At 44.3% G+C, this 14431-nt stretch carries 14 protein-coding genes and 1 other annotated feature; of the genes, 8 read left to right on the top strand and 6 right to left on the bottom strand.

All coding sequences use genetic code 11. From position 1 onward, the window contains the following. The first annotated feature begins 35 nt into the window (after window positions 1–35). Complete coding sequence (gene motP / locus PUN35_RS21750; protein ID WP_004398692.1) at window positions 36–854, top strand: flagellar motor protein MotP; 819 nt, start codon at window positions 36–38, stop codon at window positions 852–854. Further along, entirely contained in the window at window positions 844–1572 is a 729-nt protein-coding gene (gene motS / locus PUN35_RS21755) for a flagellar motor protein MotS (protein WP_003229290.1), read from the top strand. The genes motP and motS overlap by 11 nt, the downstream gene beginning before the upstream one ends. Before the next feature lie 10 nt (window positions 1573–1582). Here the strand turns inward: motS and PUN35_RS21760 are convergent, their stop codons facing one another. Genes PUN35_RS21760 through acuA form a run of 3 tightly spaced genes read right to left on the bottom strand, consistent with a single transcriptional unit; the run spans window position 1583 to window position 4046 of the window. Further along, window positions 1583–2746 (bottom strand): acetoin utilization protein AcuC, encoded by a 1164-nt coding sequence (locus tag PUN35_RS21760; protein WP_015714526.1) that lies wholly within the window; start codon window positions 2744–2746, stop codon window positions 1583–1585. Further along, window positions 2743–3387 carry an acetoin utilization AcuB family protein gene (locus tag PUN35_RS21765; RefSeq protein WP_014480568.1) on the bottom strand — a complete coding sequence of 215 codons (645 nt, stop codon included), beginning with the start codon at window positions 3385–3387 and terminating at the stop codon, window positions 2743–2745. The genes PUN35_RS21760 and PUN35_RS21765 overlap by 4 nt, the downstream gene beginning before the upstream one ends. A gap of 26 nt (window positions 3388–3413) precedes the next feature. Beyond that, window positions 3414–4046 (bottom strand): acetoin utilization protein acetyltransferase AcuA, encoded by a 633-nt coding sequence (gene acuA / locus PUN35_RS21770; RefSeq protein WP_014480567.1) that lies wholly within the window; start codon window positions 4044–4046, stop codon window positions 3414–3416. A gap of 160 nt (window positions 4047–4206) precedes the next feature. On the opposite strand from acuA, the gene acsA reads away from it, so the two are divergent. The 3 genes from acsA (at window position 4207) to sr7p (ending at window position 7795) form a co-directional block, all read left to right on the top strand. Beyond that, window positions 4207–5925 carry an acetate--CoA ligase gene (acsA, locus tag PUN35_RS21775; RefSeq protein WP_004399030.1) on the top strand — a complete coding sequence of 573 codons (1719 nt, stop codon included), beginning with the start codon at window positions 4207–4209 and terminating at the stop codon, window positions 5923–5925. Between the two features lie 54 nt (window positions 5926–5979). After that, window positions 5980–6216 (top strand) — a binding site (T-box leader). A gap of 50 nt (window positions 6217–6266) precedes the next feature. Next, window positions 6267–7535, top strand: a complete 1269-nt coding sequence (tyrS, locus tag PUN35_RS21780) for a tyrosine--tRNA ligase (protein WP_014480566.1) — start codon at window positions 6267–6269, stop codon at window positions 7533–7535. A 131-nt stretch (window positions 7536–7666) separates the two neighbouring features. Then, complete coding sequence (gene sr7p / locus PUN35_RS21785; protein WP_014480565.1) at window positions 7667–7795, top strand: small protein SR7P; 129 nt, start codon at window positions 7667–7669, stop codon at window positions 7793–7795. A 21-nt stretch (window positions 7796–7816) separates the two neighbouring features. Here the strand turns inward: sr7p and rpsD are convergent, their stop codons facing one another. Next, entirely contained in the window at window positions 7817–8419 is a 603-nt protein-coding gene (gene rpsD, locus PUN35_RS21790; RefSeq protein ID WP_003229304.1) for a 30S ribosomal protein S4, read from the bottom strand. A 294-nt stretch (window positions 8420–8713) separates the two neighbouring features. On the opposite strand from rpsD, the gene PUN35_RS21795 reads away from it, so the two are divergent. Then, complete coding sequence (locus tag PUN35_RS21795) at window positions 8714–10453, top strand: diguanylate cyclase domain-containing protein (RefSeq protein WP_014480563.1); 1740 nt, start codon at window positions 8714–8716, stop codon at window positions 10451–10453. Between the two features lie 37 nt (window positions 10454–10490). On the opposite strand, the gene PUN35_RS21800 is transcribed toward PUN35_RS21795, so the two are convergent. Continuing rightward, window positions 10491–10982 (bottom strand): GAF domain-containing protein, encoded by a 492-nt coding sequence (locus PUN35_RS21800; RefSeq protein WP_014477664.1) that lies wholly within the window; start codon window positions 10980–10982, stop codon window positions 10491–10493. A gap of 126 nt (window positions 10983–11108) precedes the next feature. Between PUN35_RS21800 and refZ the strand changes: the two genes are divergently transcribed. After that, window positions 11109–11732, top strand: coding sequence for a transcriptional regulator RefZ (gene refZ, locus PUN35_RS21805; protein WP_014480562.1), 624 nt, complete (start codon window positions 11109–11111; stop codon window positions 11730–11732). On the opposite strand, the gene hisJ is transcribed toward refZ, so the two are convergent. Continuing rightward, window positions 11729–12535 (bottom strand): histidinol-phosphatase HisJ, encoded by an 807-nt coding sequence (gene hisJ, locus PUN35_RS21810; protein ID WP_003229318.1) that lies wholly within the window; start codon window positions 12533–12535, stop codon window positions 11729–11731. The genes refZ and hisJ overlap by 4 nt on opposite strands. Window positions 12536–12731: 196 nt before the next feature. On the opposite strand from hisJ, the gene ezrA reads away from it, so the two are divergent. Continuing rightward, complete coding sequence (gene ezrA / locus PUN35_RS21815; protein WP_014480561.1) at window positions 12732–14420, top strand: septation ring formation regulator EzrA; 1689 nt, start codon at window positions 12732–12734, stop codon at window positions 14418–14420. Window positions 14421–14431 lie beyond the last annotated feature (11 nt).

The raw sequence follows: 14431 nt of genomic DNA on the forward strand, positions 1-14431 counted from the left end.
ATGGTGAATTCTTGCTTTTTTCATGGGGAGAAATGATGAAACGTTTTGATTATCTTACACCTGTTGGATTTGTGTTAGGAACGATTATTATTGTTATCGGGATTATTTCAGGATCGGGAGTAAGCGGTTTCCGCTCTTTTCTTGATCTGACCTCTTTCTTCATCGTAACAGGGGGACTTTGCGCCGCTGTTTTTATCAGTTTTCCGCCAAGTGAGCTGAAAAAAGCGCCCTCTGTGTTAAAGCAGGCATTCATCCGCCAGGAAGACAATGTGAAAGATCTTGTGAAAACCTTTGTTTCCCTTTCCGATCACGCGCGAAAACACGGGCTTTTATCATTGGATGATCAGGCTCGGGAAATCAAAGATCCATTCTTGAAAAAAGGGCTGCTTTTAGCGATTGACGGCTGGGATGAAGAAACGATTCGGCTCGTCATGGATTCAGAAATCGCAGCAATGGAGGAACGGCACCGAAAAGGGCGGCGAGTTTTTGAAAAAGCGGGAGAATTCGCTCCGGCATGGGGAATGATCGGAACACTCGTCGGGCTTGTGCTGATGCTCAAAAACTTAAACGACCCGCATATGCTCGGACCAAACATGGCCATTGCGCTTCTGACGACTTTATATGGTTCATTACTGGCAAATATGGTCTTCAACCCGATCGCGGCTAAGCTTGAAGAGAAAACAGAAAGTGAAATTTTCATCAAGCAGGTAATGGTGGAAGGGATTATCGGTGTTCAATCCGGAAAAAACCCGCGCAACCTTGAAAGCCAGCTGGTCGTTTTCAGCTCACGGGAAGAATGGCAGAAGCAGCCAAAACAAGTAAAAACAAAAAAGGGATCTGTACATGAAGCTTAGAAGAGAACGTTTTGAAAGAAGGAATGGAAGCGGAAAAAACAGTCAATCTTCATCCAGCTGGATGGTAACCTTTACAGATCTGATCACCTTGATCCTTGTGTTCTTTATTTTACTCTTTTCGATGTCCCAAATCGATCTGCAAAAATTCAAAGCGGCAGTGGACTCGATCCAGAAGGAAGGCAACGGGCTTCAGCCGGACCAAACATCCATAGAAAAAAAGAATACATCCCCATCTGATACGAAGAAGCAAGAGGATCAGCAGGATCAGCTTCTCAAGAAAGTAAATACATATATAAAAGACAATCATTTGAAGGCCCAAATGACAGCCAAACGGGATGAACGCGGTGTCGTGCTCGTTCTTCAGGAGGCTGTGCTGTTTGATACAGGTGAGGCAAAGGTGCTGAAAAATGCCGAAACACTTCTTCACCAAATTGCCGTTCTTCTTCAAACCATTCCAAATGACATTCAGGTGGAGGGGCATACAGACAGCCGAAACATTTCGACATACCGATACCCGTCGAACTGGGAGCTATCAGCAGCACGGGCAAGTGGGGTTATTCAATACTTCACGTCTAAAGAGAAGCTTCCCTCCAAGCGCTTTATTGCTGTCGGTTATGCGGATACAAAGCCAGTAAAGGATAACAAGACAAATGAACACATGAAGGAAAATCGGCGTGTGGAAATAGTGATTAAAAAATCAAAAACGACCTCTTCGTAAAGGTCGTTTTTTACTTTGTTCTTTGCTGTTCAGAACGTATCGCATATAATGCTTTGCTGACAGTTTGGGCATTTTTTTCTGTAATTTCAGGCTTGCGGGGAATCGGAGGATATAAATCAGCCGGATCGCTCCAGCTCGACGGAAGGGCCACGGGGCATTGTTTTTGCCATTTAGCAATCCATTCCGGCGGGATCTCGTGTCCCGGGTCAATTCCCTTCATTTCAAGCCATATTCTGGCCCAGGCGCGGGGCACGACGCGCCAAATATCATATCCGCCGCCTCCGACTGCAATCCATTTCCCTCCGCAATATTGATGAGCCAAAGTGTGTGCAAGACGGGGGATTTCTTCGTATATATTGATTGTTGCTGATAAATGCGTCAGCGGGTCGTAGTAATGGGCATCGGCGCCGTTTTGGCTGATAATGACATCGGGCTTGAAATAAGCGGCGACTTCTGAAGCTGCTGTCCGGTAAGCCTCAAGAAAAGAATCATCCTCTGTAAAAGCGTCAAGCGGGATATTAAAGGAATAGCCATATCCTTTTCCGCTGCCTTTTTCTTGGATCTGACCGGTTCCAGGGAATAAATACCTTCCTGTTTCATGAATGGACAGCGTGCATACGTCAGGATTATCGTAAAAGGTAAATTGCACACCGTCCCCGTGGTGGGCGTCGGTATCAATATAAAGTACCCTGGATCTGTATTTTTTCTGGATATATTGAATCGCCACAGCGCTGTCATTATATATGCAAAACCCTGAAGCTCTCCCACGAAAGCCGTGATGAAGCCCTCCGCCAAGGTTTGCCGCATGCAGGGCTTGTCCTGACATGACCCAGTCTGCGGCCGTTAAAGTGCCGCCGACCAAGAGTGATGCCGCTTCGTGCATGCCGGCAAAGACGGGTGTGTCTTCAGTGCCGAGCCCGTAGCTTTCTCCTTCTTCAGCGGGAAGCTTTCCGGCGCCCGCAAGCTTTACGGCCTGAATGTAATCGTCCGTGTGGACAAGGGAAAGCTCCTCTTCTGAAGCGAGTCTGGGGGTGACAATGTCTCCATCATCAAAGGCATTGATCGTCTTAAGCAAATCATATGTTAACAGAACCCGCTGCTGATTAAAGGGATGCTCCTGATGAAACATATAGGTTTGGTAGGATGGAGAATAGATAAATACACTGTCTCTCATAGCAGATCCCTTTGCTCTGACGGCCATAAGACGTGGTGTCCATTTCTTTGTAATGCCTGCAAAAACGGCAGCGGATTCATCGTTTTTACACGGAAGACAAGCACTTTTACACCGGGATCGTCATGCGGATAAACAAGCACGCTTAATATTTTCACTTGAAGGTCTTGGCAAAGACTGCTGATCTCAGCGAGGCTTTTGGTGATGTCGTTTACTTTTATCTCAATTTGCGATCCCGGCTGGTCAGCGCCTGTCAATTTGACAAACGTCCGCAGCAAATCGGTTTTTGTTAAAATGCCTATTAATTTTTGATGGTGTACCACTGGAAGGCAGCCGATGCCATGCTCGTAGAACACGGCTGATATTTCTTCGACAAAATCTAACGGGTGGACGCAGACAACATCCTTTTTCATAATTGAATCTACGCTTCGTGTGAGAAATAGGCTTCGTTTGTTTTCTTCAAAAATACTCGGGCTGGCCTGTTTCATGTCTCTGTCTGTAATCATGCCGATCACGTGTCGTTCTTCATCTACAACAGGCAGATGCCTGATATGGAATTCCTTCAGTTTGCATATTGCTGTTTCAAGCGTATCCGTCTTCGTTAATGTAATGACATCTCTTTTCATGATTTGCTCAACAATCATTATTTTTTCCCCTTTGCCAGTGTCAGTTAATACATATAACGATGATAAAAACGGAGCCTGTCAAATTGCTCAATTGATTCTTGGCTGACGTTTTTCCCAATGCGGGCCATCAGACAGTTTGCAGGGTGGGAGCTGATCTCCGGCTCATCCGTTGCAAACCAGACCAATCCGCCTGCATTCATCATCTTTTCCATGATCTTTCTGTATTCCCACACATCTTTTTTCATCCCTTTTAAATCCCAATGCCAGTAATATTCTGTCGTCATCACAATGTAGTTTTCCATTTGTTCATCCATCATGCTGACGGTCAGGAGCGTCTTTCCGACAGCGCATCCCCGATAGTCCGGCGCTACTTCGATGGCTCCGAGCTCAATCAAATCCTCCATATTTCCTTCAGACCATCTTTCGAGCGGGTCAGGATATAAATACGTGACATAGCCGATAATGGTTCGGCCATCTCTGGCAATAATAATGCGCCCTTCGGGAAGGCCTGCAATGTCGACTAGCGCTTCATGCTGCTCGCGAGGCGGGCGAAATGCGGTTAAATCTTTATGAAACTCATAACCTGCCAAATCCTCTGGAGAGACAGGCCCTTCTATCAGTAAAGAGCCGGTTGCTGTTTTGATGTTTGCTGAATGGTATGTTTTATGATGTTCCACTAATTCACCGTCCCATCAATTCTTATCAAAAATACATGCCTTCTTTAAGAATACCAAATTATAAAGCGTTTTCAATATGGTTTATATTTTAAAAATTGAGAAGAATATGAATATATACTATAATAATTGTGACAACTTCAGCAAAGGGGGATGTTTGGGCATGAATTTGAAAGCGTTACCAGCAATAGAGGGGGATCATAACTTAAAAAACTATGAAGAAACGTACCGGCATTTTGATTGGGCCGAGGCAGAGAAACATTTCTCTTGGCATGAGACAGGGAAACTGAATGCGGCGTATGAAGCGATTGACCGCCATGCCGAATCGTTTCGAAAAAACAAAGTAGCGCTTTATTATAAAGACGCAAAAAGGGATGAAAAATACACATTTAAAGAAATGAAGGAAGAATCAAACAGAGCCGGGAATGTGCTGAGACGGTATGGAAATGTGGAAAAAGGGGACCGCGTTTTTATTTTTATGCCGAGATCACCCGAGCTTTATTTTATTATGCTTGGCGCAATCAAAATTGGCGCCATCGCCGGGCCGCTGTTCGAAGCATTTATGGAGGGAGCGGTGAAAGATCGGCTTGAAAACAGTGAGGCAAAGGTTGTTGTCACAACACCTGAGCTGCTGGAGAGAATACCGGTAGACAAACTGCCTCACTTGCAGCATGTCTTCGTAGTCGGGGGAGAGGCTGAGAGCGGCACGAATATCATCAATTATGATGAAGCAGCGAAACAGGAAAGCACAAGACTGGATATCGAATGGATGGATAAAAAAGACGGCTTTCTGCTTCACTATACATCAGGTTCCACTGGTACGCCAAAGGGCGTGCTGCATGTCCATGAAGCGATGATTCAGCAATATCAAACAGGAAAGTGGGTCCTTGATTTAAAGGAAGAAGACATTTATTGGTGCACGGCTGATCCAGGCTGGGTGACAGGTACGGTATACGGCATTTTTGCACCGTGGCTGAACGGAGCGACAAATGTCATCGTCGGCGGACGTTTCAGCCCGGAAAGCTGGTATGGTACGATTGAACAGCTTGGCGTCAATGTCTGGTACAGCGCGCCGACCGCTTTTCGGATGCTGATGGGAGCGGGAGATGAAATGGCTGCGAAATATGATCTAACTTCACTCCGGCATGTGCTCAGTGTCGGTGAGCCGCTAAATCCGGAAGTCATCAGATGGGGACATAAAGTTTTTAACAAACGAATTCATGATACATGGTGGATGACAGAAACGGGCAGTCAGCTTATCTGCAACTATCCTTGCATGGATATTAAACCGGGTTCAATGGGTAAGCCGATTCCAGGAGTGGAGGCAGCGATCGTTGACAATCAAGGCAACGAGCTTCCGCCGTACCGAATGGGCAATCTCGCCATCAAAAAGGGCTGGCCTTCCATGATGCATACCATTTGGAATAACCCTGAAAAGTATGAATCGTATTTCATGCCGGGCGGCTGGTATGTGTCTGGGGATTCTGCTTACATGGATGAAGAGGGATACTTTTGGTTCCAAGGCAGAGTTGATGACGTCATCATGACCTCCGGTGAGCGCGTCGGCCCATTTGAAGTGGAAAGCAAGCTGGTCGAACATCCGGCTATTGCAGAAGCAGGCGTAATCGGAAAACCTGACCCGGTGCGTGGAGAAATCATTAAAGCCTTTATTGCACTCAGGGAAGGATTTGAGCCTTCTGATAAACTGAAAGAAGAGATCCGCCTATTCGTAAAGCAGGGTCTTGCAGCCCATGCGGCTCCGCGTGAGATCGAATTTAAAGATAAGCTTCCGAAAACCCGAAGCGGAAAGATCATGAGGCGCGTGCTGAAGGCATGGGAGCTTAATCTTCCTGCTGGAGATCTGTCAACAATGGAGGATTAAAAGGCGGCGTTGACACAGGATTTTATTTATGTTAAAAATGATATAGCTTCATATGAAAAGGTAAAGATTGAGACAAGTAGAATATCCTTACGTTCCAGAGAGCTGATGGCCGGTGAAAATCAGCACAGACGGATATATCGAATACACTCATGAACCGCTTTTGCAAACAAAGCCGGCCAGGCTTTCAGTAGTGAAAGAACGGACCTGATCCGTTATCAGGCAAAGTGATAAGACGAATGTTTGCATTCTCTTATTAGTAGGGTGGTACCGCGATAATCAATCGTCCCTTCGTGTAAACGAAGGGGCGTTTTTTATTTTAATCAAAAAAGGAGCTTTATCTTATGACAAACTTACTTGAAGACTTATCCTTCCGCGGATTGATTCAGCAAATGACAGATGAAGAAGGGTTAAATAAACAGCTGAATGAAGAAAAAATCCGCTTGTACTCAGGCTTTGACCCGACAGCAGACAGCTTGCATATCGGACACCTGCTGCCTATTTTAACACTTCGCCGTTTTCAGCTTGCGGGGCATCATCCGATTGCGCTTGTGGGCGGCGCGACGGGCCTCATCGGTGATCCAAGCGGAAAAAAAGCAGAGCGTACATTAAACACTGCTGACATCGTATCCGAATGGTCCCAAAAAATCAAAAACCAGCTGTCCAGATTTCTAGATTTTGAAGCAGCAGAAAACCCAGCTGTCATCGCGAACAACTTTGACTGGATCGGCAAAATGAATGTGATCGATTTCCTTCGTGACGTTGGTAAAAATTTCGGCATCAATTACATGCTGGCAAAAGATACGGTCAGCTCAAGAATTGAATCAGGCATCTCGTACACTGAATTCAGCTACATGATTCTTCAATCTTATGATTTCTTAAATCTTTACAGAGACAAAAACTGTAAACTGCAAATCGGCGGAAGCGATCAGTGGGGCAATATCACAGCGGGTCTTGAACTGATCAGAAAATCAGAAGAAGAAGGAGCAAAAGCGTTCGGCCTAACGATTCCGCTTGTCACAAAAGCAGACGGCACGAAGTTCGGAAAAACGGAAGGCGGCGCGATCTGGCTTGATAAAGAAAAAACATCGCCATATGAATTCTATCAATTCTGGATCAACACAGACGACCGTGACGTTGTCAAATACTTGAAATACTTTACGTTCCTTTCAAAAGAGGAAATTGAAGCATACGCTGAAAAAACAGAAACGGCGCCAGAAAAACGTGAAGCGCAAAAACGCCTGGCAGAAGAAGTGACATCACTTGTTCACGGACGCGAGGCGCTGGAGCAAGCCATCAACATCTCCCAAGCGCTGTTCAGCGGCAATATTAAAGAGCTTTCTGCTCAAGACGTAAAAGTAGGCTTTAAAGATGTTCCTTCTATGGAAGTTGACAGCACCCAAGAGCTTTCACTTGTAGATGTGTTGGTGCAATCTAAATTATCTCCTTCTAAACGCCAAGCGCGTGAAGACATCCAAAACGGAGCTGTTTACATTAACGGCGAACGCCAAACAGAAATAAATTATACCCTATCGGCTGAAGACCGCATCGAAAATCAATTTACTGTTCTGCGCCGCGGGAAGAAAAAATACTTCCTTGTGACGTATAAATAAGAAAAAGATCCTTTGCCACTGAAGGCAAAGGATCTTTTTGTTTACCGCATAGGAATGAAAGGAAAAGAGTATATTAGATAGGGCAAACACGATCAACCACATCACCTTTTAAAAGAAAGGAGCGCTAAAGCGTGAATCTCATGTGCACGATTGCAAAAGAACGGATACAGCGGGATTATTGGGAGCGGCAGGCGCAAGATAGTGTTGGCCAGCAAGAGGCGAATGACGAAACAGACGATAAAAAAACCCCGACCGCATAGCGGCAGGGGTTTTTAAAACGATTAACGAGAGTAGAACTCAACGATAAGCGCTTCGTTAATTTCCGGAGCAAGTTCAGAACGCTCAGGAAGACGAGTGAAAGTACCTTCAAGCTTTTCAGCGTCGAAAGTAAGGTATTCAGGAACGAAGTTGTTCACTTCAACAGATTCTTTGATGATAGAAAGGTTTCTTGATTTTTCGCGAACACCGATTGTTTGACCAGGTTTCACTAGGTAAGACGGGATGTCAACGCGGCTTCCGTCTACAAGAATGTGACCGTGGTTAACCAATTGGCGAGCTTGACGGCGAGTACGTGCTAAACCTAGCTTGTACACAACGTTATCAAGACGAGAATCTAAAAGAATCATGAAGTTTTCACCGTGTTTACCAGCTAGTTTGCCAGCTTTGTCAAACAAAGTGCGGAATTGACGTTCGTTTACACCGTACATGTGACGAAGCTTTTGCTTTTCTTGCAATTGCAAACCGTATTCTGATAATTTTTTACGTTGTCCTGGGCCGTGTGGACCTGGAGCGTAAGGGCGTTTTTCTAATTCTTTTCCTGTACCGCTAAGAGAGATTCCTAGACGGCGGGACAGTTTCCAAGATGGACCTGTATAGCGAGCCATAATGTGACTCCTCCTTTGGTTTTATTTTTGTGGAAAATAAAAACCGTCTGCTCTATTCGACCATGCACATTTTGTTTTCATGTATCCTCGCTCCAGCAGCAGAGAGTTACACGATACACCTTATTGATAAGGAACAAAATGAAAACATAGAAGCTGAACAAAAAGGCTGCAATATTTCACACAAAGGTCATTATATAATTTATTTGTTTTGAAGTCAACCATTTCTCCATTATTGCTTCACCGTTTATGATATAATAAACAAAAATTAGTGGTAAACTTTTAGGTGATAAAAACATGGTAGAACAAACTAAAGATCAATTATCCGCCTTTCATTATCATATGCTTGATTTTTTATTAACCAAATCTGAAAAAGTCACATTCACCGACTCTTTCATATGGCTGACTTCGGCTATTCAAACCTATTTTTCAACCCTTTGTGTTTCGCTTACACCGTCATCATCAGACTTTGTGACAAAACAGGCAGATGGAGAAGCGCGTTTTTCCGCTTCAAAAATAAACGCTTCATGTTACCTGATTGAGGACGGCTCCGGCAGGTGTTTCCATCTTGCGTGCAGGCAGGATGAAGAGATTCCTGAAGGGCTTCCGGACGTGGTTGCTTCGTTTTTAAACCAGTCGATGAAACAGGAAAGACTCTATAATAAAACGATCTACCAAAAAAAGATATACAAAATGACGGAGCTGTTCCATTCACTGCTTGATCAGACAGATGTGCTGAAGCAGCTTTTAGAAAGCTTGACCAGCACATTTTCTCTTTTTGAGTTTTCTTTATTTATATCGCACGATCAAGACCAATGTTTAGGGATTCCTGCAAAAGAGCTGTATATGGAAGGGGAAAAATCCGATTCCTTTGCGCTCAAAGTGTATTTGTCCGGAGACATTTTGCGGAAAAATGAATCTGCCGCCTATATTCCGATCAAAGGACAGCAGGGCACATACGGGGTGTTGAAGGCTGAAGGAACGGGTGACAGCTTTCTTGCTGATGCCTGCCTTGATGAAATGTCGATGTTAGCAAACGCCGCGGGAAAAGCGTTTGAAAATGCCCAGCTCTACGAACAATCCAAAGCAAGCATCGCAAATTTGGAATTGATTAATGAAACATCACGACGCCTGAATCAGCGGCTGACATTGACTGATACAATGAATGATCTGGCTGTGAGAATGGCAGAATCGTTTCAGGCAGAAGAAGTGGGATTTTTTCATATAGACCATTTTGAAAACCTAACATTGCTCCCAGGCAGCACAGCATTTTTTAAAGAAGCGAAGCAGTCAGATTTTTATAATGAGCTGAAAGAAAAGCTGTATGAAGGTGAAAAAGGGGTTTTCATCGGGAATGGCCAGTCTGTTTTTGGGAAGGCGGGGTACGGCTCGCTGATGGCTGCTCCGATGATTCAAAACGACCGGCTTTTAGGCTTTGCGGTTTTATTGAAACAGGAGCTGTACGCTTTTACATTTGAAATGTACAAGCTGTTTCAGGCGCTGATTCATCACGCGACACTGGCTGTAACCAATTCAATGCTTCGCGACCGCCTTGAGCATCTCGTGAAAACAGATCAGCTGACTGAACTGTTTTCACGAGCGTATTTAGATGAAAAAATCCAATACAGCATGAAAATCCACCAAAAGGGTGTTTTTATTCTTGTTGATATTGATAATTTTAAAAATGTAAATGATACGTACGGCCATCAGACTGGGGACGAGATTTTAATTCAAGTCGCTTCAGTGATTAAAAGCAACATCCGAAAGCATGATGTCGGTGCCCGCTGGGGAGGCGAGGAACTGGCGATTTATTTGCCAAATGTGCCGGTTGCAGTGGGGAAACGGATTACCGAGCGACTGGTTTACGCAGTCAGAAAAAATACGAAACCCGAGGTAACCATTTCCTGCGGTATCTCCTGCTGGACGACAGAAACAAAAAAGTCGCTGAAAGAGCTTGTGCATGAGGCAGATGAAGCGCTCTACAGCGCGAAACGGAGCGGGAAAAACCGCTTGATGATTCATGACTCAATAAAATAAAAAAAGCCCAAAACGATATCAGTTTTGGGCTTTTATATTACTGCGCTAACGCTTTTTCTAGCGTTTCGGCAAATTGAGTTAAGTATTTTTCATCAATTTCGTCGAAACGGTTTTTCACTGGGCTGTCGATGTCCAAGACGCCGACAATTTTTCCGTCTACACGAATCGGAAGCACAATTTCTGATTGGGACGCTGCATCGCAGGCGATATGTCCAGGAAACGCGTTTACATCCTCAACACGTTCCACTTTTCCGTTTGCGTACGCTGTGCCGCAAACCCCTCTGCCGAAAGGAATCCGAACACATGCCGGGAGGCCTTGGAACGGACCTAACACAAGCTGTCCATCCTCTTCTTTGGCAAAATAGAAACCCGCCCAGTTGACTTCAGGCAGCGAATGATACAGCAGTGCTGAGGCATTTGCATAGTTAGCTATTTGGTCTGTTTCGTCTTCGGTCATGGCTTCGAGCTGTTTTAGCAGAAGCTGATAGTCTTTTTCTTTATCTCCAGATTGTTTTTCGACATGGAACATGGAAAACCCTCACTTTTTCTATAATATAAAACAAAGTTCCGGCTTTTCTGCCGGCATTTGTCGATAAGTTCTTACAGGAACAGCGGCTTTCTGCTTGAATAGTATCAAGAGGAAGGAGTGAGCCGTATGAAAGTAAGCACCAAAGACAAAATTATTGAATCTGCTGTCATGCTTTTTAACCAAAAAGGATTTTCTGGCACGTCTGTCCGTGAAATCGCAAAGTCAGCTGATGTAAATGTTGCGCACATCTCCTACTATTTTAAAGGCAAAGGAGGCTTGATGGAAAACTTAGTTTCAGAGTTTTACGAGGGCTACAGCAAAACGCTTGAAACAGCGGCAAGCAATATCTCTTCTCAAAGCACGCAGGAACAGCTTCTTCAATTGGTTTTCGATATTTTATCCTATCAGCATAATCATCGTCAATTAACTCGTTTTGTCTACCGGGAAGTCACAATTGACTCCACATTAATCAGGGAAATTATGTCGACATATCTAATGAAGGAAAAGTATATCTTCCAGCTGATCATTGAGGAAGGAGAAAAACAGCGTGAATATTTAACGCTGCCGCTGCCTCATTTTATTCTCCAATTAAAATCTCTCTTGATGATGCCCTATCTCCAGCCTCAATATATTTCAGAAGTACTCTACATGCAGCCGCACGAGCCGTATTTTTATAAAATGTATTTTGAAGAAATCAAGATTTGGATCAGAAGCGTCTTCCGGACAGGAGACGTGGCGCTCACCAACTAGCACCGTTCCAAAAACGCCTCATACGCATATCCGACATCTCCCGCTTGATGGGCATCTGACCCAAACACAAGCGGGATCTTCTTTTGCTTCGCTTCATTCAGCATCCAATCCTCGATATAAATACCGCCAGCGTAAGTTTTTCTTAAGCCGGAAGTATTGAAGTCGAGCTCCATTCCGTTTTCTTCAATGGCATTCAGGCACAGGGAAACGAGGCCGCGAATATGTTCTGACATGCTGTATGGAAACAGCTTGATGAATTTTTGGACGAGTGTGATGTGACCGACTCTTTTTGGCTTATAAACGCCGAGAGATGCTACAATGGAAGAATAGATACTCCGGTAATATTGTTCATATACCGCTTCAATGCTTCCGCAGGCTGAAATCAGCTCTTTGAAGGTATGCTCGTCATAATCAAGGCATAGATAGGAAGAGTCTGTGCGCAAAAAATGAACGGATAAGATGCTGTCATCTAAATATGGCCCGTATGTGTCTAGGAATAATGTAATTTCGTCTTCAAATTCAGCGATATAATCGACTTCAAGCCCTGTCCGTATGCTAAGCTGTCCGCGATATTCTTTTTTTAATCCGGAAATTTCATGAATATAGCGTTCCAAAGAAGCTTGCGCCATCGCGCTGTCTTTCAGCGGCGTGGGATCGGTAAAAGAGGGCGGCAATGGGGCGTGTTCGGTAAAAGTAATCGATTCGAACCCTTTTTTTAAGGCTTCTTCTGCATATTGTCTGAGTGTGTCATTGGAGCCGTGAGGGCAAAATGGTGTGTGAATATGTCCGTCTCGCTTTTGCATTGATGTCACCCCATGAAAAAATAGTCAAATCCTGCCGATTTTGCACAAAAAGTTTTTGATTTCTGGTCAAAAAATGTTTGTTACATGGTATCATAATAACAATGAAAACGACAGTTTTTCTCAATACATATCCTGAAATCTTTCTGAATAAATAAAACACCCTGACAGATTAAGGTAAACAGCAAGGGGGCTCATTATGGAGTTTGTCATTGGATTATTAATTGTACTGCTTGCGCTGTTTGCGGCAGGCTACTTTTTCAGGAAAAAAATCTACGCCGAAATCGACCGGCTGGAATCGTGGAAGATTGAAATTCTGAATCGGTCGATCGTGGAAGAAATGTCTAAAATAAAACATTTAAAAATGACGGGTCAGACAGAAGAGTTCTTTGAGAAGTGGCGTGAAGAATGGGATGAGATTGTCACAGCCCACATGCCGAAAGTTGAAGAGCTCCTTTATGATGCCGAGGAAAATGCAGACAAATACCGGTTTAAAAAGGCCAATCAAGTGCTCGTTCATATCGACGACCTGCTGACAGCGGCTGAATCAAGCATTGAAAAGATTCTTCGGGAAATCAGCGATCTTGTCACAAGTGAGGAAAAGAGCCGTGAAGAGATTGAACAGGTGAGGGAGCGCTATTCGAAATCTCGAAAAAACCTGCTGGCTTACAGCCACCTTTACGGGGAGCTTTATGACAGCCTTGAAAAGGATCTGGACGAAATTTGGAGCGGCATCAAACAATTTGAAGAAGAAACAGAAGGCGGAAACTATATTACTGCACGAAAAGTACTGCTTGAGCAGGACCGCAATCTTGAACGGCTTCAGTCATACATAGATGATGTGCCGAAGCTGTTAGCTGACTGTAAACAGACGGTGCCCGGACAGATTGCAAAGCTCAAGGATGGCTATGGCGAAATGAAAGAAAAAGGGTACAAGCTTGAGCATATCCAGCTTGATAAGGAATTAGAAAATCTGTCAAACCAGCTGAAACGAGCGGAACATGTCCTGATGACTGAGCTGGATATTGATGAAGCGTCCGCAATCCTGCAGCTCATTGACGAAAATATTCAATCTGTTTATCAGCAGCTGGAGGGCGAAGTTGAAGCCGGTCAATCCGTACTAAGCAAAATGCCTGAATTGATTATTGCTTACGACAAGCTTAAAGAAGAGAAAGAGCATACGAAGGCGGAAACTGAGCTGGTGAAGGAAAGCTACAGGCTGACAGCCGGTGAGCTCGGCAAACAGCAGGCTTTTGAAAAGCGCCTTGATGAAATTGGAAAGCTGCTATCATCCGTTAAAGATAAGCTTGATGCAGAGCATGTCGCTTACTCACTTTTAGTAGAAGAAGTTGCTTCAATAGAGAAGCAAATTGAAGAAGTGAAAAAAGAGCATGCCGAGTATCGTGAAAATCTGCAAGCGCTGAGAAAAGAAGAGCTTCAGGCGAGGGAGACGCTCAGCAATTTGAAAAAAACAATTTCTGAGACAGCTAGACTGCTGAAGACTAGCAACATTCCAGGGATTCCGAGCCATATTCAAGAGATGCTGGAGAACGCGCATCATCATATTCAAGAAACAGTCAATCAACTAAACGAACTTCCATTAAATATGGAAGAAGCCGGAGCCCATTTGAAGCAAGCAGAAGAAATCGTCAACAGGGCAAGCCGGGAATCAGAGGAACTTGTCGAGCAGGTCATCCTCATTGAAAAAATCATTCAGTTCGGAAACCGGTTCAGAAGCCAGAATCATATTTTATCTGAACAGCTGAAAGAAGCGGAAAGACGTTTTTATGCTTTTGATTATGACGACTCTTATGAAATTGCAGCTGCCGCTGTAGAAAAGGCTGCGCCAGGTGCAGTTGAAAAAATCAAAGCAGACATATCCGCTTAGATAATCACGAC

The organism is Bacillus sp. N3378-2at (assembly GCF_033412715.1).
Taxonomy (GTDB): Bacteria; Bacillota; Bacilli; order Bacillales; family Bacillaceae; genus Bacillus; species Bacillus subtilis.

Excerpts from the sequence above, each read along its gene's own strand:
- PUN35_RS21760 (WP_015714526.1), bottom strand. The coding sequence starts at position 2,746 with ATGAGAGACAGTGTATTTATCTATTCTCCATCCTACCAAACCTATATG.
- motS (WP_003229290.1), top strand. The coding sequence starts at position 844 with ATGAAGCTTAGAAGAGAACGTTTTGAAAGAAGGAATGGAAGCGGAAAA.
- PUN35_RS21795 (WP_014480563.1), top strand. The coding sequence starts at position 8,714 with ATGGTAGAACAAACTAAAGATCAATTATCCGCCTTTCATTATCATATG.
- PUN35_RS21765 (WP_014480568.1), bottom strand. The coding sequence starts at position 3,387 with ATGATTGTTGAGCAAATCATGAAAAGAGATGTCATTACATTAACGAAG.
- ezrA (WP_014480561.1), top strand. The coding sequence starts at position 12,732 with ATGGAGTTTGTCATTGGATTATTAATTGTACTGCTTGCGCTGTTTGCG.
- rpsD (WP_003229304.1), bottom strand. The coding sequence starts at position 8,419 with ATGGCTCGCTATACAGGTCCATCTTGGAAACTGTCCCGCCGTCTAGGA.
- PUN35_RS21800 (WP_014477664.1), bottom strand. The coding sequence starts at position 10,982 with ATGTTCCATGTCGAAAAACAATCTGGAGATAAAGAAAAAGACTATCAG.
- acsA (WP_004399030.1), top strand. The coding sequence starts at position 4,207 with ATGAATTTGAAAGCGTTACCAGCAATAGAGGGGGATCATAACTTAAAA.
- tyrS (WP_014480566.1), top strand. The coding sequence starts at position 6,267 with ATGACAAACTTACTTGAAGACTTATCCTTCCGCGGATTGATTCAGCAA.
- motP (WP_004398692.1), top strand. The coding sequence starts at position 36 with ATGAAACGTTTTGATTATCTTACACCTGTTGGATTTGTGTTAGGAACG.
- hisJ (WP_003229318.1), bottom strand. The coding sequence starts at position 12,535 with ATGCAAAAGCGAGACGGACATATTCACACACCATTTTGCCCTCACGGC.
- refZ (WP_014480562.1), top strand. The coding sequence starts at position 11,109 with ATGAAAGTAAGCACCAAAGACAAAATTATTGAATCTGCTGTCATGCTT.